Source organism: Metamycoplasma faucium, from assembly GCF_045160055.1.
GTDB classification, from domain to species: Bacteria; Bacillota_I; Bacilli_A; order Mycoplasmatales; family Metamycoplasmataceae; genus Metamycoplasma; species Metamycoplasma faucium.
The window spans coordinates 502,708-524,733 of the sequence record NZ_CP088155.1 but is presented as its reverse complement, the minus strand read 5'-3'; the positions used below and the strand labels follow the sequence as shown (position 1 = coordinate 524,733).

Annotated in this window: 24 protein-coding genes and 2 tRNA genes; 21 read left to right on the top strand and 5 right to left on the bottom strand. The window is 23.1% G+C overall.

The window, feature by feature from the left end; genetic code table 4:
* Positions 1 to 18 precede the first annotated feature (18 nt).
* Together LQ356_RS02475 and rpsO are read left to right on the top strand one after the other, a co-directional pair.
* Positions 19 to 861 carry an FAD synthase gene (locus LQ356_RS02475; RefSeq protein WP_405311284.1) on the top strand — a complete coding sequence of 281 codons (843 nt, stop codon included), beginning with the start codon at positions 19 to 21 and terminating at the stop codon, positions 859 to 861.
* Positions 862 to 954: 93 nt separating this feature from the next.
* Positions 955 to 1,221 (top strand): 30S ribosomal protein S15, encoded by a 267-nt coding sequence (gene rpsO / locus LQ356_RS02470; protein ID WP_405311283.1) that lies wholly within the window; start codon positions 955 to 957, stop codon positions 1,219 to 1,221.
* Positions 1,222 to 1,379: 158 nt separating this feature from the next.
* On the opposite strand, the gene LQ356_RS02465 is transcribed toward rpsO, so the two are convergent.
* Positions 1,380 to 2,267 carry a DnaJ domain-containing protein gene (locus LQ356_RS02465; protein WP_405311281.1) on the bottom strand — a complete coding sequence of 296 codons (888 nt, stop codon included), beginning with the start codon at positions 2,265 to 2,267 and terminating at the stop codon, positions 1,380 to 1,382.
* A 65-nt stretch (positions 2,268 to 2,332) separates the two neighbouring features.
* Here LQ356_RS02465 and LQ356_RS02460 point away from each other — a divergent pair, with 65 nt between their 5' ends.
* From LQ356_RS02460 to LQ356_RS02450, 3 genes are read left to right on the top strand one after another with little or no spacing between them, the layout of a single operon-like run.
* Complete coding sequence (locus LQ356_RS02460) at positions 2,333 to 2,854, top strand: tRNA (cytidine(34)-2'-O)-methyltransferase (RefSeq protein ID WP_405311280.1); 522 nt, start codon at positions 2,333 to 2,335, stop codon at positions 2,852 to 2,854.
* A gap of 9 nt (positions 2,855 to 2,863) precedes the next feature.
* A complete protein-coding gene (gene ylqF, locus LQ356_RS02455; protein WP_405311278.1) occupies positions 2,864 to 3,688 on the top strand; it encodes a ribosome biogenesis GTPase YlqF in 825 nt (274 codons plus the stop codon).
* Positions 3,689 to 3,705: 17 nt separating this feature from the next.
* The gene (locus tag LQ356_RS02450) at positions 3,706 to 5,895 is read left to right on the top strand and encodes an SGNH/GDSL hydrolase family protein (RefSeq protein ID WP_405311276.1); all 2,190 of its coding nucleotides are present in this window, start codon (positions 3,706 to 3,708) and stop codon (positions 5,893 to 5,895) included.
* Between the two features lie 11 nt (positions 5,896 to 5,906).
* On the opposite strand, the gene nadE is transcribed toward LQ356_RS02450, so the two are convergent.
* Complete coding sequence (gene nadE / locus LQ356_RS02445) at positions 5,907 to 6,683, bottom strand: NAD(+) synthase (RefSeq protein WP_405311274.1); 777 nt, start codon at positions 6,681 to 6,683, stop codon at positions 5,907 to 5,909.
* 76 nt (positions 6,684 to 6,759) lie between these two features.
* Here nadE and efp point away from each other — a divergent pair, with 76 nt between their 5' ends.
* From efp to LQ356_RS02430, 3 genes are read left to right on the top strand one after another with little or no spacing between them, the layout of a single operon-like run.
* The gene (efp, locus tag LQ356_RS02440) at positions 6,760 to 7,317 is read left to right on the top strand and encodes an elongation factor P (RefSeq protein WP_405311273.1); all 558 of its coding nucleotides are present in this window, start codon (positions 6,760 to 6,762) and stop codon (positions 7,315 to 7,317) included.
* Positions 7,301 to 7,630 carry an MMB_0454 family protein gene (locus tag LQ356_RS02435; protein WP_405311272.1) on the top strand — a complete coding sequence of 110 codons (330 nt, stop codon included), beginning with the start codon at positions 7,301 to 7,303 and terminating at the stop codon, positions 7,628 to 7,630. Before efp ends, LQ356_RS02435 begins: the two co-directional genes overlap by 17 nt.
* 2 nt (positions 7,631 to 7,632) lie before the next feature.
* Positions 7,633 to 9,453, top strand: a complete 1,821-nt coding sequence (locus LQ356_RS02430; RefSeq protein ID WP_405311271.1) for a hypothetical protein — start codon at positions 7,633 to 7,635, stop codon at positions 9,451 to 9,453.
* Here LQ356_RS02430 and LQ356_RS02425 read toward each other — a convergent pair whose 3' ends face one another.
* Positions 9,454 to 10,182: a pseudouridine synthase gene (locus LQ356_RS02425; RefSeq protein WP_405311270.1), complete on the bottom strand. Its 729-nt coding sequence runs from the start codon at positions 10,180 to 10,182 to the stop codon at positions 9,454 to 9,456.
* A gap of 124 nt (positions 10,183 to 10,306) precedes the next feature.
* Here LQ356_RS02425 and LQ356_RS02420 point away from each other — a divergent pair, with 124 nt between their 5' ends.
* The 5 genes from LQ356_RS02420 (at position 10,307) to LQ356_RS02400 (ending at position 12,602) form a co-directional block, all read left to right on the top strand.
* Positions 10,307 to 10,618 (top strand): MG284/MPN403 family protein, encoded by a 312-nt coding sequence (locus LQ356_RS02420; protein WP_405311269.1) that lies wholly within the window; start codon positions 10,307 to 10,309, stop codon positions 10,616 to 10,618.
* Positions 10,608 to 11,762: an MHO_1580 family protein gene (locus tag LQ356_RS02415; RefSeq protein WP_405311267.1), complete on the top strand. Its 1,155-nt coding sequence runs from the start codon at positions 10,608 to 10,610 to the stop codon at positions 11,760 to 11,762. Before LQ356_RS02420 ends, LQ356_RS02415 begins: the two co-directional genes overlap by 11 nt.
* A 3-nt stretch (positions 11,763 to 11,765) precedes the next feature.
* The gene (locus tag LQ356_RS02410; RefSeq protein ID WP_405311265.1) at positions 11,766 to 12,263 is read left to right on the top strand and encodes an MHO_1590 family protein; all 498 of its coding nucleotides are present in this window, start codon (positions 11,766 to 11,768) and stop codon (positions 12,261 to 12,263) included.
* Between the two features lie 10 nt (positions 12,264 to 12,273).
* Positions 12,274 to 12,501, top strand: coding sequence for an acyl carrier protein (locus LQ356_RS02405; RefSeq protein WP_405311263.1), 228 nt, complete (start codon positions 12,274 to 12,276; stop codon positions 12,499 to 12,501).
* 26 nt (positions 12,502 to 12,527) lie between these two features.
* A tRNA-Trp gene (locus LQ356_RS02400) sits at positions 12,528 to 12,602 on the top strand.
* A 65-nt stretch (positions 12,603 to 12,667) separates the two neighbouring features.
* On the opposite strand, the gene LQ356_RS02395 is transcribed toward LQ356_RS02400, so the two are convergent.
* On the bottom strand, positions 12,668 to 13,516 hold the full coding sequence (locus LQ356_RS02395) for a hypothetical protein (RefSeq protein WP_405311261.1): 849 nt from the start codon (positions 13,514 to 13,516) through the stop codon (positions 12,668 to 12,670).
* Positions 13,517 to 13,606: 90 nt separating this feature from the next.
* Positions 13,607 to 13,681: transfer RNA gene (locus tag LQ356_RS02390), tRNA-Thr, on the bottom strand.
* 51 nt (positions 13,682 to 13,732) lie between these two features.
* On the opposite strand from LQ356_RS02390, the gene prfA reads away from it, so the two are divergent.
* The 8 genes from prfA (at position 13,733) to der (ending at position 22,025) form a co-directional block, all read left to right on the top strand.
* On the top strand, positions 13,733 to 14,812 hold the full coding sequence (gene prfA, locus LQ356_RS02385) for a peptide chain release factor 1 (RefSeq protein ID WP_405311260.1): 1,080 nt from the start codon (positions 13,733 to 13,735) through the stop codon (positions 14,810 to 14,812).
* Positions 14,813 to 15,520 (top strand): peptide chain release factor N(5)-glutamine methyltransferase, encoded by a 708-nt coding sequence (locus tag LQ356_RS02380; protein WP_405311258.1) that lies wholly within the window; start codon positions 14,813 to 14,815, stop codon positions 15,518 to 15,520. It begins immediately after the preceding gene.
* 54 nt (positions 15,521 to 15,574) lie between these two features.
* A complete protein-coding gene (gene dnaJ, locus LQ356_RS02375; RefSeq protein ID WP_405311256.1) occupies positions 15,575 to 16,690 on the top strand; it encodes a molecular chaperone DnaJ in 1,116 nt (371 codons plus the stop codon).
* Between the two features lie 77 nt (positions 16,691 to 16,767).
* Positions 16,768 to 18,633, top strand: a complete 1,866-nt coding sequence (gene topA / locus LQ356_RS02370; RefSeq protein ID WP_405311254.1) for a type I DNA topoisomerase — start codon at positions 16,768 to 16,770, stop codon at positions 18,631 to 18,633.
* A gap of 38 nt (positions 18,634 to 18,671) precedes the next feature.
* Positions 18,672 to 19,622: a hypothetical protein gene (locus tag LQ356_RS02365; protein WP_405311252.1), complete on the top strand. Its 951-nt coding sequence runs from the start codon at positions 18,672 to 18,674 to the stop codon at positions 19,620 to 19,622.
* Positions 19,622 to 20,056: a hypothetical protein gene (locus LQ356_RS02360; RefSeq protein WP_405311250.1), complete on the top strand. Its 435-nt coding sequence runs from the start codon at positions 19,622 to 19,624 to the stop codon at positions 20,054 to 20,056. The genes LQ356_RS02365 and LQ356_RS02360 overlap by 1 nt, the downstream gene beginning before the upstream one ends.
* Positions 20,034 to 20,714, top strand: a complete 681-nt coding sequence (gene cmk / locus LQ356_RS02355) for a (d)CMP kinase (protein ID WP_405311248.1) — start codon at positions 20,034 to 20,036, stop codon at positions 20,712 to 20,714. Before LQ356_RS02360 ends, cmk begins: the two co-directional genes overlap by 23 nt.
* Positions 20,715 to 22,025: a ribosome biogenesis GTPase Der gene (gene der / locus LQ356_RS02350; RefSeq protein WP_405311246.1), complete on the top strand. Its 1,311-nt coding sequence runs from the start codon at positions 20,715 to 20,717 to the stop codon at positions 22,023 to 22,025.
* Position 22,026 lies beyond the last annotated feature (1 nt).

Genomic DNA, 22,026 nt, shown 5'->3' with positions numbered 1-22,026 from the left:
ATCAACTAAAATTTAATTATGAAAATTTTTAATTGAAATCTAAATGAAAAACTTAATACAAATGATAATTTAATACTTTGCTTAGGCGGATTTGAATCATTGCATTTAGGTCATAATGAATTATTTAAACTTGCTAAAAGCTACAAAAATGATAATCCTAATTCGAAATTAGCTATTAGCATTTTTGCTAATTCGATTAAAAATAATGAAGTAATTGAAAAAAAGTTATTACAACTTAAAGTTAGATTATACATTTTAGCTAATTTAGATTTTGACTATGTTTTTATAATTACACCAAATAAAGAAATAATTAATATTTCAGATAATAAATTTATTGAAGAATTAAAAAAAATGAACATAAAAACAATAATATGTGGGCAAGATTATCGTTTCGGGTTCAACCATCAAGGCGATATTTCAAAATTGAAGAAGCATTTTAACGTACATGTTGCAAGTGAAAAGAAAGTAAATCATTCCAAGATTTCAACTCATTTAATTAAAGAATTAATTTCTGAAGGAAATATTAATTATGCAAATGAACTACTATTAGAAAAATATGCTCTCATTATTAAGGCGGATAAATTTATCTTTCATTTACCTGAAAACATAATCAAAATTAAATCAGGAATTTATGTAGTAAATGCTATTATAAAAGACATTGAATATCACGGTTTATGTTTAATATCAAAATATTCAAATGATAATAAATTATATTTATTTGATATAACAACTATCCCATCAAAACATCAAGAAATTTATACTGAATTTTTAGGAGCTATTAGATATATAGACGCTAAACAAAATGATAATATTAATGATGAAGATCTAAAAATAGCTAAAAAATATCTAGAATCAATATAAAAAAGTTATATTAATATTATTTCATTGTATAATATAAAAAAATTTATTTCTTGGTAATAATTATGATTATTGCTATGTTATGAAAGGAAAAAAATGGTAACTAAACAAAAAAAACTAGAATTAGTTAAAAAATATGGTAAAAATGCTAAAGATACTGGCGCATTACCAGTTCAAATTGCAATACTAACTGAAGATATTGAAAATCTAAAACTACATTTTCAAAAAAATAAAAAAGACATTCACTCAATGAGAGGTTTTATGTCTAAAGTTAATCATCGTAAAGCATTATTATCTCACTTGAAAGATGTTGATTACGAATTATATATTAAAACTATTAAAGATTTAAACATTAGAAAATAAATCTGACTTAAAGTTTAAATATATAGATCTCATAAATGTAAAAAAATTAGACTCATAATATAAAATTATGAGATTTTTTTATTTTCTAAAAAATGTTATAAATATACAAATAGTTTTATTTTAGGTTACAAACATACTATAATTTTTATCATATAAAACTAAGAAATTACAATAGAAGCAGCTTTAATTCACAAAATTGTTGCAATTAAAATCGAAATAATCATAATTGCAGATAGTGTTGAAATTAATATAATGCTTTTTTTATTGATTAATGATTTTGTTTGAATAAATTGTTCATCATTACTATATACATTTTGTAAATTAATATTATATTTTTTTCTATTATCATCATTTAATAAAATTTCTTGAACATCATTTAACGATTTTCGTAATCCATCAAAATAAACTCCGCTCATGCCATCTAAACTTTGAATAGTTTTTTGAACATATTCATTAATCTTATTTTTAGACATCGATTTATTTAAATTATGCAATGTATATAAACTAATCTTGTAATCATATGGATTTGCAAAATGAAGTCATGTTTCAAAGTATCTTTCTGCATAATTTGGGTTTTTAAAAATATAACTTGCAATGATTGTCATTTTAGCAAATCATTGAACATATGGATTATTTCGTCCATGTGTTTTTGCTAAATAAGTATATTGATCTTTCATGAAATATATAATTTCTTCACTATTATTAATATATTCTAAATCAGCTATAGCAAAAAAATCTATATAAATTCCATTTTCTCTTTCATAAGGGATTCACACCTCATTTGGATCAAGCATATTTTGATTAGTGAAAGGATTGTTATTTTCCTCAGGATCTGGCATATAAAATCCAGATTCATCTAAAAATTTATTATTTCTTATCGCTTCATATGCTTCATTTACTTGTTTAAATTTGGTTTCCGCTTCTGGAGATTTATTTTTATCCGGGTGATATAAATTTGCAAGTTTAAAATATGCTTTTTTAATATCTGACATACTTGCTTTATCAGATACACCAAGAATGTCGCAATAGTATTTTTTCGTTTGCATAACTTACTAATTATAATATTTATTAGTAAATATTACTTAATTCATTAATGTATAATTATTAAATTATGATTAATATAATATTATATCAACCTGAAATAGGGCCAAATACTGCAAATATTATTAGGACTTGTTTTGCAAGCAAAGCAAAATTACATATTATTAAACCAATTGCTTTTGATTTGCATCCACATTGATTAAAAAGATATGCAGCAGGTCATTTTTTAAGTGAAATACAACATGAAATTCATAATACATATTTTGAATTTAATGAAAAATATGGACAAAAAAATATATATTACATTACAAGATATGGGTTTAATGTTTATTCAGACACCAATTTTAATGCTGAATTAAATGAAAAAGATGAATTATGAATTATGTTCGGTACTGAAAGTACAGGAATTCCAAAATCAATAATGCAACAAAACGTTAAAAATTGTTTAAGAATTCCTATGAATGAAAATTGTCGAAGTTTGAATCTAGCAAATTCAGTTGCAATAGTACTATTTGAAGTTTTAAGACAAACTAATTTTAAAAATTTGTCTAAATTTGAAGTTCAAAAAGGCAAAGATTTTATATTAAAATAGTAGGTTATTATGATTAATTGATTCCCTGGACATATGGCTAAAAGCCTAAGAGAACTTAAAGAAAAACAAAAAGTTTTTGACCTTTTTATAATTTTACTTGATGCTCGTCTTCCGTTGACTAGTTTTAATCCTGAAATATATAAAATTGCAAATAAAAAACCAATTTTGTTTATTTTTAATAAAGCAGATAAAACTAATAAAGATAAAATTAATGCATTTATTCCGCAATATCAGAAAATGGGTGAAGTAATATTAAGTAATTTAAAAGATAAAAAAAGCATTTTAAAAATTAATTCTAAAATAAATAATATTTATAAATTATTTGATGAAAAAAATAAATTAAAAAACAAGTTAACTCCACCGTTAAAATGTGTGGTATTAGGAATACCTAACATAGGTAAAAGTACTTTAATTAATGCATTAGCTAATTCAAGAGTTGCTAAAGTAGGTAATATTCCGGGAATTACAAAATCGGAGCAATGAATTAATTGTAATAAATATTTATTACTAGACACGCCTGGAATATTAATGCCTAAATTAGGTAATGATGATGTCGGAGCAAAACTTGCAATAGTAGACTCAATCCGGATTGATGCATTAAATCTAAATGAAGTAATTGTTGAAATTTATAAATTATTATCTAAAACTAACAAATGAGTTTTAGAAAAAATTAATTTAGCACCATCATTCGATGAAGAACAAATTTTTGCAGAAATAAATCAATATGCAAGAAGAAATAAAATTTTAAAAGCAGGAAATGAAATAGATTTAAATAAATCTATTAAATTATTGTTACAATATTTTAAAAATATTGATAATATAATTTACGACTAAATAAAAATTGGATAATTATGATTAAAGAAATACTAAATAAATTTTATATATTAGGAAATAAACAAAATTATAAATTAGATGAAATTAATTATGTTGCAATTGGAGATTCATTTTCAGCCGGACATAATTCAAAATTTGGTTTTTGTTCAAATGGTAATCTAAAAGATAATGAAATAACTGGATTAAGCTATCCAAGTTTCTTCGCTAATTATTTACAAAAATATTCATCTTTCAATCTTAAAAGTTTTGATAATTTATCATTTCCTTTATCAAATATAAATTTTTGAATAGCATTAGCAGAACATGATAAACATAAATTAACTAATTATCAAAATATTATTGACTTTACTCAAACTTCTGATTGAAACGTTACAAATCCATTTAATAATTTCTTTTCATCATATTTTAACAATTGGAACATTGCTAAAAATGATTTTAAAATTGTTAATAAAAAAATTAGTGAAGCAAATTTAATTACAATTACATTAGGGCTTAATGATTTAATTGAAAAATTTCCTTATTTTAAAATTAATTTACTTAAGGATAAAAATGTTGATTATGAGCAAATCATAAATGATATTATTGTTGATTTAGATAAGATATTTTTAGATATTAAAAATAATTATATTAAACTTATAAAAACCATTAAATCATTATCATCGAAATCATACATAATTTTAATTCCATATGTTAAACCATTTATCAAAATAAATAAAGCTTTCTCTGAAATATTCTATATTTATAATGAAAAGCTTAATTTTTCTTTATATGATTATACTTTCGAAAAATTTTCTCAATTAGAAAGAGAAGTTGCTAATGCTACACAAATAAACTATATTAATACTTATGACGTTTATTATTGAAATGAAAATAATAATTTTTTAGCTGAAAATATCTTTTCAATGAACCCGACTGAAAAAGGCTATAAAAAAATTGCAATGGATTTATTTGTTAAGTTATTTTTAGATAAAGAAGAATTTAATTACCAAATTCATTCAAAGAATTTTTATAATAAATATTTATTTGATTACAATGAAAATTATTGAAAAAATGGTCTTGATTCATTTGTTTCGCCTTTTGCTAAAAAAACAAATAATTTTGAATTATTTGCCAATATATATGGTCAAAATATTAATTTTAATTTATTAAAATCAAATAATTTAGAAAATAAATACCAAAATTATCTATCATCATATTTAAAAATTGCACCTTATATAGAAAACTATGTAAGGTATTATAAGAAAGACATATGCTATTTAATTAAAAAATGAGTTGAATTAAAATTTATTAATAAAATGGATGCATATAAATCGATACAAAAATTATTATTATTTTTGGATGATGAACAAAAAGTAAAAGATTTAATTTTGTTATTTTTAAAAAATGGTAAGCTTGAAAAAATTCTATTTAAACTTCAAAATGATTTAAATCTTAAATTAAATAAACTCGGAACATCATATATTACATTATTTATTTTTAAATCAACATTAAAAAATATATTGCAAAATGATCAAAAAATATCATATGACGTTGTTAAACAAATATTTGATTCAAAAGTAATTGAAAAAAACATTAAAGAATTTAAATTATTAACAAATCTTTTTGTTAGAGATAGTTTAGAAACTGATATTCTTGAATATATTTATGGTTTCAAACTTAATGCTCACTATAAAAAAATCAGAAATTATTTGGCATCTTTAAATTCATTCATCGAAATAACAAATTATTTAGTTGAAAGTATAACTAATCATTCGCTTCTATATTCACCATTAAAATCATATGATGAGTTTTGAAAACACTGAATTATAAATAATAAATATAAAATGCTTTATTTATTGGACAAATTATTTATTGAAATATCAAGTGATAATTTAATCAATAAAACAACAGAATTTATTTATGAAACAATTACATTAAATATTAATCAAGATGAAATGATTGGAAAAGATCAAAGAACAATTAAATTCAATATTAAACAAATATTAATAGATTTGCGAGATAATCCTAAAAATTTAAACTCTTTATTTATTAATTTTATTAATAAATTAAAAACATACTCAATATTTAATATTATTGCTAAAAAAACAAAACAAAAAAATATTTTTAACATTAAAAATTGAATTGGAATCAATAATTTATTATTTTTAATATTAAAATTAGCGAAAAGATTTTTAATAATCAAAAAGACCTTAAAAAAATATAAATAAACAAAAGAAATCTATTTTACTTTTGGTCCTTTAGGAATTAAATCACGTTTATGTTGCGTGTGGTTATGTCATTTAGATATTTTTTCTGAAATTTCATCTGAAACTAAATTTTTATTAATTAATCATTGTTCAAAATCAAAATATGAAAATTCAAGTTGTTTTTCATCATCCAAATTCGAACACAGATTTGCTGATGGTTTTTTATTTATTATGCTTAGGGGAACATCAATCATATCTGCAATCATATAAACATCATGCTTTTTAATATTGGCAAAAGGTAATAAATCACATCCTCCATCTCCAAATTTTGTAAAAAAGCCTAAATAATACTCATCAAAATTATCAGTTCCTAAAACTAAAGTTTTATTTTCCTCGCTAAGTGCGTATAATGAACTCATAAAAATTCTTGATTTTAAATTCGATTTTGAAGAAATTGACTTAATTTTTAGTGTTTTAGAAATATTTTTAAACTCTTCGGTTAAATCTATAGTTTTAATTTTTTTATTTAATCTTTTTTCTAATTTTTGGATATCATTTTCAGTTTTTGAATCAACTTTAGTTTTAAAGTAATAAAAATATGAAGTTTCAGGAAATGCTTCGTTTGCTAATATTGCTAGTGTTGCTGAATCTATACCTCCACTAATTCCTAAACTAATTCCTTTAACGTTTGCACTATTAACTTTTTGAATTATTCAATTTTTAATTTTTTTAATTAAGATTGAGTAAATTTTTTCTTCTTTTGGTGTTAATTTTTTTTGTTTAAAGTTATCAATATTATTAATTATCATATTTGAATTTTAACAAAAAATAGATAAATTAATTTATAATGCTTTATTATATTTTTATTTAAAAATAAGGAGAATTATGATTAGTGTTAATGATTTAAGGCCAGGCTTTACCTTTAAATATGATAATAACATTTACGTTGTTATTGAAGCTTCACATTCAAAACAAGGTAGAGGCCAAGCAAATGTTAAAGTTAAAGCAAAAGATTTAAGAAATGGTTCAATAACTATTAAGTCCTTTACTGGCGGTGAAAAAGTTGAAAAAGCAATGATTGATAAAATAAATATGGATTATCTATATAATGCGAGTGATAATATTATTTTGATGGACCAAGAAACATTTGAACAAATTGAAATTCCTGTTGATAATGTTAAATGAGAACTTAATTTCTTAAAAGAAGGTCAAAAAGTTCAAGTTAGAAAATTTGAAAGTGAAGTTTTAGATATCGAACTTCCTGCAAATGTTGAACTAAAAGTTGTATCCGCACCAGATGCTGTTAGAGGAAATACCGCTCAAACTGCAACAAAAAAAGTAACCTTAGAAACAAATTATGTAATTGAAACTCCACTATTTATTAAAGAGGGAGAAGTTGTTTTAGTATCAACTGAAACTGGAAAATATGTCGGAAGAGCTTAATAATAAAATAAACAATGATTATGTTACTATTAATACAAAGATGAATTTGAATTACAAAGTAGAAACGACAGTAATCAAAAATGAAATTAATGAAGTTTTTAAAGAAATTAAAAATGATGTTGAAATACTAAAAGACATTGAAGTTAAATTAAATAATTCGCATACAAATGTTGAAATTTCATTCCATTACAAAATAAATAATTTTGAAAATTTTTCGTTTTTAATTAAAAAAATAATTTTTTTAATTGAACAAAAAACACTGTCATTAATTAACACTAAACCAATTAATATTAATTTAATTTATGAAGGCTAACAATGACAAAGATAAATAAAAAACTTGACAACTTATGTATTGATAGTATAAAAATTAATTCCTGTGCAATTACATCAAAAGTGCAAAAAGGTGATTGAGCATCATCAATTAGTGTGGCAAAAATTCTTCACACTTTATTTTGTTATAATTTAATTTTTAATCCTAAGGATCCATCTTGAATAAATAGAGATAGATTCATCTTGTCAACAAATGCTTTTTTACCTGCATTTTATTCTATACAAAGAATAATCGGAAATTTAACTAAATTTGATTTAGAAAATTATGCAACTCAAGGAATTTGCAAAGTTAATGCTGACAAAAACTTAAAAATTAATTTAGAAACAAATGTAGATGATTCATCCAGAAATATTGTTATCGGCATCGGGATGGCAATTGCAGAATCAATTTTGTCACAAAAATTTGATGAAATCAACCATAAAACATACATTTTATGTAACGAACGTGATCTTCAAAATGGTTATGTACAAGAGGCATTATCATTGGCAGGAACATTTAAATTAAATAAGTTAATAATTTTATGTAACTCGAATGGGATTCAATATGATTCATTTTCAAAAACAGTGAATAATGTAAATTTGAAAAATGAATATAAAGCAAAAAAATTTAAATTTATTGAGATTAATAATTCAGTATCAAAATTAAATAATGTTTTAAAAAGAACAAAATTTAATTCTAAACCTTTATTCATTAAAATAAATACCATTTTTGCTGAAGATACTATATATGAAAATAATAATATTGCTTTTGATAATTATTTAAATAACGATGATATATCTGATCTAAAGGATATGCTGCTTTTTAAGAAAAGTGACAATTTTGAAACATATAAATCTATTAAAGATTTATACAAAGATAATATTAATCTTAGAATAAATAAAAAATATAAATCATGGATTATGACTTCTAAGCTTAATACATTTTTAAATGAATCTATAAAAATTAACTTAAATGATATTACTTGAGAAAATAAAGAAAATATTTTTACTAAAATAATTAATAATATCTCTGAAAAATTCGAAAATATAATTTTTATGTCACCCGACCAAAATCGAATTACTCATATTGACACAAATTCAAATTCATATGCATCTAATAATCGTAATACCTCAAAATTTTTAATTGGCAATAGATATTTATCTATTGGTGATCTTGCAAATGGTATTGCTTTACATTCAAACTTTAGACCTATAATATCTTCAACAATTAATAATGCTAAATATTTTATTCCAGCACTTAATTTTGCTAAATTACAAAACATATCTCCTATATACATATTAATGAACAATAATGTTGATAATAATAATTATTCAATTGAAAATTTAAGAAACTTTAATGTTTATCAAACTTACTTTAATAAAGACATTATAAATTCTTTTGAAAAAATTCTAAATGAAAATAATAAAACTCCTTCGCTAATAGTTTCAAATTTCACTAATGAGAAAAAAATTATTAATCTTAATTTAGAAAAAAATAAAGATATTTCATTCTTCTTATTAAAGTCTAAACTTCCATATACTATTTTAGCATCTGGATATCATGTTGAAAAAGCATATGACTTGGCTACAAAACTTAATTTTTCATTATTATTTACAGCAAATATTAATGACTTAAAAAACATAAATTATGATATTGATAAAACAATAGCTATTCATAGTGATGATTTTAACAATTGAGACAAATATGCAAAATTTGAAATTAGTCCAAATAATTTAAATCTAATTTTAAATAAAAATCATTCAATGGAATTTAATGATATTAATATTTTAGAAGCTATCAAAAAATTAAACTTAAAAATAAAATAGCTATTCGTTATTTTTTAATAGCTTTTTTTGAGTTTTAATTTCATTATCTTCCAAAATTTTTCACTCACCGATTTTTAAATCTTCATCATTAAAAATCCCATATTTTTTTCTATGTAAACTAATTACAAAATTATTTATAGCTAAAAACAAATTTTTGATATGATGGTTTCTTCCTTCATTTATATTTATTGAATAAATTTTATCTCTTAATTTATTAACTTTTTGAATTGATTTTTTACCATTTAAAATGAAATTTTTGCTATTTAAATAATTTAGGTCTTCAGTTGATAAATCTTTTTCAAGTTTTGCTATATATTCTCTTTCAACATTGCTTGACGGATGAGTCATTAAATTAGCAAAAGCACCATCATTTGTTAATATTATAATTCCAGTTGAATTATAATCTAGTCTTCCGATTGAATAAAGATATTTATTTAATCCAATATAATCATAAATTGTTTTACGCCCTTGTGGATCTTTTAAAGTACATATATAGCCTTTAGGTTTATTAAGCAAAATATAATCATATTTTTGTGAAACATTATGATTTATTATTTTTTTTCCATTAACAATTATTTCATCTCTTTCGTTTACTTTTATACCTAAACTTGCAATTTTATCATTAACAATAATTTTTTTATTTAAAAGTAATTGCTCGCATTCTCTTCTTGAGCATATACCTAATGAACTTAAATATTTTTGCAAGCGAATTTTAGTTGAATTTTCCATGATATGAAACTTTAAAAAAAATATATTTATATTATATATAAATATCAGTTTTTATTAGTTTCATTTTTTTACATTTTATTAAATAAAGTTTTTAAATAAATATTGTTATCAAAAAAGGAGAAAAATGACTAACAAAAAAGATGATGACAACAAATCAAAATTATGATCCAAAAGAAAATACATAGAAGAATATTGCTCTTTTATTACAATGGAAAAGAAATATTATGAATCTCAACAAAATCGAGATTCAATTAAAAATATTATCAATTCATTTTTAGAATCATTACGTGATGATTATCGAGAAATATTTAGAAAAAATTTCATTGAATATGATTTCGATAGAGAATGATATCTTGAATTTTGATCTAAAGGTACATACTATAAAAAACTAAATCTTGTTACAAATTTATTCTTAAGGTTTATAAATGATAAATAATATACAAAACTATTCATACATTCAGCAAGAAAAAATGATTAGTGAATTAAAAGAAAAATTACATTGTGCTATTCAAAAATCTATCTTTAATAGTGATTATATTAATTCAAATGAATATTTTGAATTAAAAATAAGAAGATTGATTGAAACCGATCAAATGATATTAGAATTTGTATATGTAAATGGCCATAGTGGGATTGATAACATAAGCATAAAATCAACAATTGATAATAATGAAATTGTTTTTAATAAGATAAATTATCCTAATAAAACAGTAAATATTTTTCAAGCAATATTACCCACTCTCTCAAATTGAAAATCATTTACATTTGATAAATTTAAAAATATATATTTTGATATCTTTAATGTAACAGGTAAAAAACATAAAAGTTGAGAAAAACTTTATTCTTTAAATTATAAATTTCAATTTGATGACATAAATCAACAAGAATTAAAAATTAAAGATGAAGGCACAAAAATATCATTATTATCAACAATAAAACTTAAATTTTATAATAGTGAAAATCTCATTGATAGTTTAGAAGATAACTCAGATTATGAATATTTAATAACAGAATTAAAGCCCTCTAAACTTGAAATTGGAAAACATATCGAAAATTTTTATGATATTTCAATGTATAAGAAATGATTTAATTCAAAAAGAATTAAATATGATTTAGACAAAACGGACTATTCTGGTTTTGAAGTTAAAAATGAAACGACTAATGATTTAATATCTGGAAAATTTAACTTAAAAAGTTATGGAGAAAACAATATTAAAGCTATTAAAACTGTTTCTTATAGTTATTATGACAAAACAAAGAAAAAAACAATTATTTCAAGTGATAACGAACTGGCACAAAAAGGATTAATAATACCACTTAACTTTCAAGGCAATTTTAATCATAGAATTAATTTATCATTTGGTAAAAATATTAAAAATATTATTTTAAATTATAATCACCTATTTAAAAAACCATTTTTTTCAAGTACAAATGGATTAATAAAATTAAACTATATTTTCAATGATAATTATGTTACAAATAAAAATATTACTTGAAATTTAATTAAGTATAAAAATATACACAAAATTCATAAAGAAAATTTAACACTAGATGAAATAAAAATAATAGGAAAGGAATAAAAAATGACAAAAAAAGCAAAAATTATTTTATATACATCTTTAAGTACAATAACAATTGCCTCAGTTTCAACAGCTGTTACAATTATGTTATTAAAAAATAAAAATAAGCGAACAAACAATAGTGAAGAAAATAACCAAAAACAAAATAATGATAATAAAAATAATGAAAATAATAAAGAACCAGAAATAAATGATGTAGATCCTAAAGCAATATATCAAAATAGTAATTTAAAAGAAGTTAATAGTGATGATATATTTCCAGTAGTTAATTCAAATGATTATTATGATAAATTAAATTTTAGAAATGGCCAAGCCTGAATTGATGATGACATGATTGCATTTATTATTAAAGATATTATTTCAAGAATGACAATAACTAATGGAAATATAAAATATGCATACAATAAAATTAGCGATCAAGTTGTAGAAATATATTTTATTTGATACAGTAAAACTCAAAAAGCTTTTAGAAATTACAAAATTCATACAAATACTATATAATAAATTAATTATGAATAAAGAAGAAATTATTTTTAAGGAACTAAAAAAATATACAAAAAAAGAATTTACTAAAGAAAGTTACATAAAAGAATTAAACATTGATAGTTTAGATTTATTAATGCTTGTTACTGAACTTGAAAAAACTTGTAAGATTACAATTTCAGATGAAGAATTATTAAATTTAAAAACTATTGACGATATAATAAAAGTTATAAATAGTAAAGAAATTAAAAAATAAGTTAAAATTTAAATTGCTTCTTTTGTAGGGGTATAGTTCAATGGTAGAACAACGGGCTTCAACCCCGTGTGTTGTGAGTTCGAGTCTTGCTACCCCTGCCATATCATTAATAAAATGAAAAAATAGTGCTTATTGCACTATATTTTTTACTTTTTTTAACAACTAATTATGAAAATATGTTAATTATTTTTAGATTCAATTCTTTAAATTTTTTGATTAATGGAGGAAACCTATGAGCATTATTAACAATTGTTTCAGTTATATATTTAGATAACTGTTTATTAAAATTAGCATATTTTTTATTAGTGTTAACACTATTTAAATTAGCTTCAATAATTTTACGCATTTCTTCTTGCTTTTCAGTTTTAGGTTTATTGTAAATATTTTTATCAGAATCATATCCACCAATGAATAAATTAGAAATTGCTCCTTTATTGTTAACTTTATCAAAATTGTTTGATAACAATTTAATAATTTCATTTAAATCATTATCTGATAGATTATTTTCTTTTATAACTTGAGATAAGTAATGATTCTTTTTTCAAGCTTTAATAAAATAAGAATTTAATTTATCTTGTTGTTCAGATAAAATTTTATTCCCAATTTGTGAAAACAATTTTGACAATTCTTCAAAACTTTTTTGTCCCTTTTCAATTTCTTTTCACAAAGAATTGTTTTTAATTACGTTATTATAATAATGAATAAAATCACTTTTTGTTAAACCTAAACTTTCAAAAATATTAACAAAAAAATCAATCCCTAATGATGCTAGCTCATCAATAACATCATTAAATTCTTTACTTAATAATTTATCCCTAGCTGATTTATCCAATGTTTTATCATTAGCAACTACACTTTTAACATTATTTTTAATTAGACTACTTATTTCATTTTTAGTTTTCTTAATTTGCTTAGTACTATTATCACATGATGCCGATAATAAAGCTATACCTGAAGCAAGTGGTAACATAGTTGGTATTGAAACTAATAATAAATTTCTTTTAGTTTTAAACATATTTATCCTTTCAATTAAATTTCATATTTTAATTATACTATTTTTAAATAATAAAAAAATATGCTATGCATATTTAACAAATTAATGATATGGTGCTGTCTATAAGATTTGAACTTACGACCCCTTCCTTACCATGGAAGTGCTCTGCCCCTGAGCTAAGACAGCTTTTAAAATTGCATATCTATTATATAGTATTTTTGTTATAATAAAATAATTATGGAAAAGACAATGTATTCATCCCTTCTTTCAATAAAAGAAAAATACGATAACTACACAAAACAATTAAATGAACCAAATGTATTTAATGACATAAAGAAATATAACCAAATCAATAAAGAAAAAAGTGATATTGAAGATATATATCATAATTTTATTGCATATTTGCAAGCAGAAGAATCATATAGTTTAGATAAAGATATTATTTCAAACGAACAAGATGAAGAATTAATTTCGCTTGCAAAAGATGATGCTTTAAATCAAGAACAAATTATGAATAATTTGGAACAAAAATTAAAAGAACTATTGCTTCCTCAAGATGAAAATGATAAAAGAAATGTTATTATGGAAATAAGAGGTGCTGCAGGTGGTGATGAGGCAAACATTTTTTCTGGTGATTTATTTAAAATGTATCAAAAATATTGTGAAACACAAGATTTTAAAATTAAAATTGTTGATTCAACATATGGTTCTGCCGGAGGATATAGTCAAATTGTTTTCACAATAAAAGGTGAAAAAGTTTTTTCAAAATTAAAATTTGAACGTGGAGTTCACCGTGTACAAAGAGTTCCTGCTACAGAAACTCAAGGAAGAGTGCATACTTCAACCGCAACTGTTACAGTTCTGCCTGAAATTGATGATGATATTAAAATCGAAGTAAAACCTGAAGATATAGAAGTTGATGTATTTAGAAGTTCAGGTGCCGGCGGACAATCTGTTAATACAACAGATTCAGCAGTAAGGATAACTCATAAAAAAACAGGAATTATTGTTACTTCTCAAGATGAACGTAGCCAAATAATGAATAAAGAAACAGCATTAAAAATATTAAAATCTAAACTATATCAATTAGAACTCGAAAAAAGAGAATCTGAAGAACATGGTTTAAGAAAACTTGCCGGAACCGGTGATCGTTCTGAAAAAATCAGAACATATAACTATCCACAAGACCGGATAACTGATCACAGAATTGGCTTTTCAACTTCATTAAAAGTTATAATGGATGGTGAATTATCAAAGATAATTGATGCATTAATTGCCGATGATAAAGCTAAAAAAATTACTGAAGCAGGATTATAAATGATCAAGGATGAGATTCTTTTGCGTGAAAAGGAAAGATATAATCTTCCTTTAACAATCTCAAAGCATGAAAAAAAATTATTAAAAAAAGATTTTCCTGTTCAAAAAATAATTGGACATCAAATTATGCAAAATGTTTATATTGATTTAAAATATAAAGTTTTAATTCCGCGCTATGAGACTGAAGAAGTTATTTTAGAATGTTATAAATTTCTACATAAAAATTCAAACGTTTTAGATTTAGGCTGTGGTTCAGGCTTTATTGGCCTTGCTATTAAAAAAAACACTAATGCAAATGTTACAATGTTAGATATATCACATCAAGCAATAAAGCAAAGCAAAAAAAATGCAAGATTAAATAATTTAAATGTAAAAATATTAAGATCGAATTGATTTTCAAAACTAAATAAAGCAAATAAATTTGATTTAATAGTGTCAAATCCTCCATATTTAAATAAAAATTTATCTTATCCCAATTCTTTAAAATATGAACCAAAAAAAGCTCTTTTTGCAAAGAGAGATGGCTTTTTAAATTATCATCAAATATTAAGTAAAGCAAAAGACTTTTTATCGTCAGATGGTCATATCATCCTTGAAATTGATCCTTTCATATCTAAAAAATTAAAATCAATTTATAAAAACATAATCATCAAAAAAGATATAAACAATAAAGAACGAATTGCAATATTAAAATATAGTGATCTATAGAATTTTCAAGAAAAATTAGCACTCTATGAAGTTTTGTGCTAAAATTTTAAAATTATGAACAAGAAAAATAAACGTGATTACTATGAAGTTTTAGAAATATCTAAAGATGCTACTGAAAAAGAGATTAAAACCGCTTATCGTAAATTAGCTATGAAATATCATCCGGATCGAAACAAAGATGCTGATGCTGAAGAAAAATTTAAAGAAATTTCAGAAGCTTATGAAATTTTAATTGATCCTGAAAAGAGAGCTAAATATGATAAATATGGTCATTCAGCATTTGACCAAAGTTCTTTTTCTAGTTCAGCTGAAGATATTTTTGCTGATTTTTTCAAGAGTTTTCAAGACTCTTTTAGTTCATCAGGAAATCCCTTTGATGATATTTTCTCAAGTTTTACTGGTGGAAGAACAAGATCAGCATATTCACGCGGCGAAGATATAGAAACTAAAATAAATATTGATTTTTTAGATGCAATTTTTGGCAAAGAAGTAACATTAAAATTCAATCGAACATTTGTATGTTCAAATTGTAATGGTTCTGGTGCCGAAACTAATGACGATATTAAAATTTGTGATTATTGCAATGGCCGTGGTCAAAGAGAAAAACGTTTAGGATTTTTTTCAACAATATCGACTTGCGATTATTGCAATGGTACAGGCAAGACAATTTCAAAAAGATGTCATTTATGTCATGGAGACGGGTTTGAGGCAAAACGTATTGAACATAAAATAAATGTTCCCGCCGGTATTAAAAATGGTCAAAGTTTAGTTGTCAATGGTTTTGGTATACCTTCATTAAATGGTGGTGAAAGCGGAGATTTATATGTCACAGTTACAATCAAACCACATAAATATTATGAACGTGTAAATAATGATATATTACTATCAGTTCCCGTTTCAATTGTCGACATAATTCAAGAAAAAGAATTAACTATACCAACGCCATATGGTAAAACGAAAATAAAATTAAATACTTATATGAATTTAAATAGTGTAATTAAGCTTGATAATTATGGATTTAGCATTCTAAATTCAAAACGTAGAGGAATGTTGATAGTATCTTTAAAACCATATGTTCCTAAAATGAAAAAAGAAGATATCACGAAACTTAATAAGATTTTAGATAATTCAAATGATAATACTTATCAAAAATGGTTAGAAGAATTCTAACTTTTTTTATTTATTTATTCATTAAGTTATTTTGTTGTGTTATTATATAAACATTATTTTTTTATTTCGAGGTAAAAATGCCAAACAAATTATTAATTGTCGAATCACCAAATAAAGTTAAAACTATACAAAAATATTTAGGCGATGAATATGAAGTTAAATCTTCAGTTGGCCATATTTTAAAACTTTCAACTAAAGGTGAATATCACCTTGGAATTGATTTTGATAATTGGGAACCAATTATGATTGTTGATTCTACTAAAACAAAAATAATTAAAGAATTAAAAGATGCTGCTAAAAATGCAGATGAAATTTTAGTTGCAACTGACCCCGACCGTGAAGGTGAAGCTATTGCAAAAAACTTAGTTGACACACTTAAAGTTCAAGACAAATATAAAAGAATTAAATATAACGAAATTACAAAAGAAGCAATTGAGTATGCAATAAATAACCCATTAGAAATTGATGAAAACTTAGTTAAGGCTCAAAAAACAAGAAGACTTTTGGATCGTATTATTGGTTTTAAATTATCTGAACTAATGCAAAAAAAGATTAAAAATGCACCAACTATGCCTTCAGCAGGTAGAGTTCAATCTATTGCTCTTAAATTAGTATGTGATCGAGAAAAAGAAATTGAATCATTTATTCCGATTAAATATTCTAAAATAGAAGCAAATATTGATAATTTTAATAATCCGACTTTTTATTACAAATTAGCAGATAAAGATTTTGACAATGATAATACTTGAATTTCACCTACCAAAATTGAAAAAATATATGATGACGTTAAAACAAATAATAAATTAAAAATAATTGACATAAAAATAACTAAATCAAAAGAAAAACAAATAATTCCATTTAAGCAATCTATCTTATATAAAGATGCCAAATACTCATCTCAAGTTGTTCAAAGTAGTGCGCAAAGTTTATTTGAACACGGGTTAATATCATATCCAAGAACAGATTCAACTAGGATAAGTGAATCGTTTATCCAAAAGGCAAAAAAATATATTGCAGAAAAATTTGGAAATGAATATGTTGCTAATGATGTTAAGGGATTTTCAGGTGAACAAGATGCTCACGAAGCTATAAGACCAACAAATATTGAATTAACACCTGATTTTGCTAAAATAAATTATTCATTAAATGAAATTGATACTTACATATATACATTAATTTATAATCGTACTATTTCAGCTATTATGGCGACACCAATAAGAGAAACTCATCACTATGATTTATTAAACAAAACTGCCTCAAATGAATATTATTTTAAAACTTCATATTCAAAGCTTTTATTTGATGGATATTATAAAGTATTAGGTTATCCCGAAATGCCTTCTTCGATTCCTAATTATCAAATTGGTGATTATTTAGATGTTAACGAATATATAAGATTAGATAAACAAACTCAACCACCTGCTAGATATAATGATGGTTCCTTGATTAAAAAACTAGATGATATTAAAGTTGGAAGACCTTCAACATTTGCATCTACAGTTAGTGTTATTAAAAAAAGATTATTTGTTGAAACACATGAAGATAAAACTTTACATCCGACTGAATTTGGAAAAACAGTTCTTGAAAAACTTATCAATGGTTTTCCAAAAACTATAAATGAAGAATATACAGCACAGGTTGAAGAAGTTTTAGATGAAATTAGTGATGGAAAACAAGATTATAAAAAATTGCTACAAGATTTTTGAGATAAATTCAATGTAAATTATGAATGAGCAACTGAAACTATTGAAATAAGCATATTACCTCAAGAATTAGTTAATGAAAAATGTCCAAATTGCGGCAGTGATTTAATATATAGATATACAAAATTGAAAAAACAAAAATTCATTGGATGCTCAAATTTTCCTGCATGTCGTTATGTAAAAAATATTAAAGATTCAAAACCAAATAAGTGAAGATTCTTCCGCAAAAAAGCAAAATAATGCTTTTTTTATTTAATTATTAATGTAAAATTAAAACTATGAAAAAAGAAGTAGAAGTTGATTTATTAGAGCAAAACTCGGCATTTAAAAAATCAATTCAAAAAATAAAACGTAGAAAGCTTATTTTTTGGTTGATCACCCCTATTGCATTAGTAAGCACAGTTGCTGGAGCAACTTATTTTGCAATTAAAAATAGCAAAATAAGCACAAAAACAAAAATCACTTTGTCTGAATTTAAAAATAAAGCTAAAGGCATTAAATTAAGTAGCAATTTAATGCTAAATCAACTTATTGATAATATAGTTAAAAATTATGAATTAAATAAAAATAAAATGTTAAATGGTGAAGATTTTGATATTCATAAATTTATTTCAACTTATATTTCCAATAATTTATCTTTTTTAGATCAAAAGCAAATTAATTTTAAATATTTAGATCTTAAAAAATATGATGATAATTCATTTGAAATAACTTATGAAGTAACCCTTAATTATAAAAATATGGATGGAGGTTTTGAATCTAATAAAATAAAAGGTACGCCAAGATCTAAATATTATTTTAAATCAAAGCAAAAAGTTCCATTAAATTTATCTTCTGAAGAACTATCAAATAATGAAAAATTAAATAACTTAATTCAAAATAATATTGAAAAATTCAAGCAAATAATTAGGAAACGTAAGGATCCTAATGATACCAAAGGCGACAAATGATTTGCAAGTGATGATTTTAGAAAAGAAATATGAGATCTATTTAAAGAAATTTTTAAGGAAGCAAACACATATCCTTTAACATATCCACAATCAGAATATGAAATTGATAAATATCTTGGGTCTTTAAAAAAAGATGAAGAAGATAATGCATATAAATATGTAGAATGAAACCCAAACAAAGGTTTGAATTCATTAACAATTGATTTTTGTTATAAAAACAAAAAAAATAATACAAAACATAATCAAAAACGTTGAATTCTTACTATTGAGGATATATAATGTCATTTGATAAAAAAAATAATATTTTTGATGCTAAAACTAAAAAAGAACTTGAAAAACGAGAATCAAAATATTTAAAAAAAATCAATAATATTAGAAATTTTTTCAATCTTGATAAATTCGAAAGTCAAAACTTAGACAAAGATTTTGAAACTTATTATGAAAGTGAATTTTCACTTGATTTTAAAAAAATAAATTTAGATGAAAAACCAATTGCAATAAATGAAAATAATGAAATAAAAAATCTAATCAAAAGAATTGAAGAAGTTGAAAAAATTAACAATCAAGAACCTAATATTGATAAATATTTTAATTTTGATGAAGATATTGAAAATTCTATAAAATTATTAAAACAACAACTTGAAAAATATCCTGAACTTGACAAAATTGAAATAAAAGGAGATAACAAAAATGCTAAACGAAAAAAGAATTAATATTGCTATTGATGGACCTAGCGGCGTAGGAAAATCTGTTATCTCAAAAATGCTTGCTAAAAAATTAAATTATAAATTTTTAAGCAGTGGAAATTTCTATCGAATTGTTGCATATAATATAATTCAAAAAAACATTGACCCCAACATATCTAAAAATATAATTTCTTCAACCGATTTTTCATTAATCGAAATATTAGAAGATGAAACAATTTTATATAACAAAAAAAATATAACGAAAGAAATTAGAGAAGAAGAAGTTTCAAAAATAGCTTCAATAATTGCTAAATATCAACCATTGCGTGAAAAAATTAACAATTTTATTCAAGAATATAGCAAAAAAAACTCAGGAATCATTGTTGATGGACGCGATGCAACTTATCGCATCTTGCCAAATGCTGAGGCTAAATTTTTCATGTGAGCTTCTCCTGAAATTCGTGCAAAAAGAAGACATAATCAAAATGTTCAAATGGGAATTAAATCTGATTATAACGAAATATTAACTTCAATTAAAGAACGAGACCATGCAGACATGTCAAGAAAAAATGATCCTTTAAAAGTAAGTGAAGGAAGCGTAGAAATTGATACTACCGATATGTCAGTTGAAGAAAATTTTGAAATTATTTATAATAAGGTATTAGCTATAATTAAGGAATCATAAATGAAAAATGTTGTTGCAATAATAGGTAAACCTAATGTTGGTAAAAGTACTTTATTTAATAAAATAATTTCCAAGCGAAAATCAATAGTTTTTGATGAACCTGGTGTTACTCGTGATCGACTTTATGAAGAAGCATATTGATCTGGACATAAATTTAAACTAATTGATACTGGTGGAATAACAATTGAAGAAAACGACTTTAAAAAACTTATTAAAGTTCAAGCACAAATAGCAATTGATGAATCTAATGTAATCATTTTTATATTAAATGGTAAAGAAGAATTAACCACTGAGGATTATTATATTTCAGATTTGTTAAGAAAAAGTGGTAAAAAAATTATTGTGGCAATAAATAAGCTTGATGGAGAAACATATATTGAACCATCGATTTATAAATTAGGATATGAAAATATTTTTCCAATAAGTGCTATACATGGAAACGGTATAGGCAATTTATTAGATGAAGTTTTAAATAATCTTAATATAAATGAAAATCAAAATAATCAAGAAAATATTTTTAAGCTTACGCTCTTAGGCAAACCTAATGTTGGTAAAAGCACTATTTTAAATTTATTAACAAATGAAAATAGATCAATAGTTAGCAATATAGCAGGAACTACACGTGATTCAGTTTCAAGTATAATTACCATTAATAATGAAAAATTTGAAATTATTGATACAGCAGGTATTAAACGTAAATCAAAATTATTGGATAGTATTGAACATTATTCACTTATTAGAGCAAATAACTCTCTTGAAGAGGCTGATTTATGTTTATTAATCCTTGATGCAACTGAAGATGTTACATTATTTCAACAAAATATCATAGGGTTAGCATATGAGCAAAAAAAACCATTAATTATTGTTGTTAATAAATGAGATTTAATTGATAAAAACTCTGAAACAATGGATAAATACAAAAAAGATTTACTAAAAAAATTAAAATTTGTAGACTGAGCCCCTATAGTTTTTATTTCAGCTTTAAATAATAAAAGGATTAATAAATTAAAAGATTTAATTTTTGAAGTTAAAACAAATATTTCAAGAATGATTAACACAAACCAATTAAATCAATTAATTATTACCGCTCAAATAATAAAACCAGCAAGTTCAATTAACGGACACAGGTTATCAATAAAATTTATCAAACAAGTACAAGCAAAAATTCCAACTTTTTTATTATTTGTTAATAATAAAAAATTAGCTCATTTTACATACCTCAGATACATCGAAAATCAAATAAGACAAAATTATAATTTTTCAGGGACACCTATAGAATTAATATTAAAAAATAAAAATGGAGATGATTAAT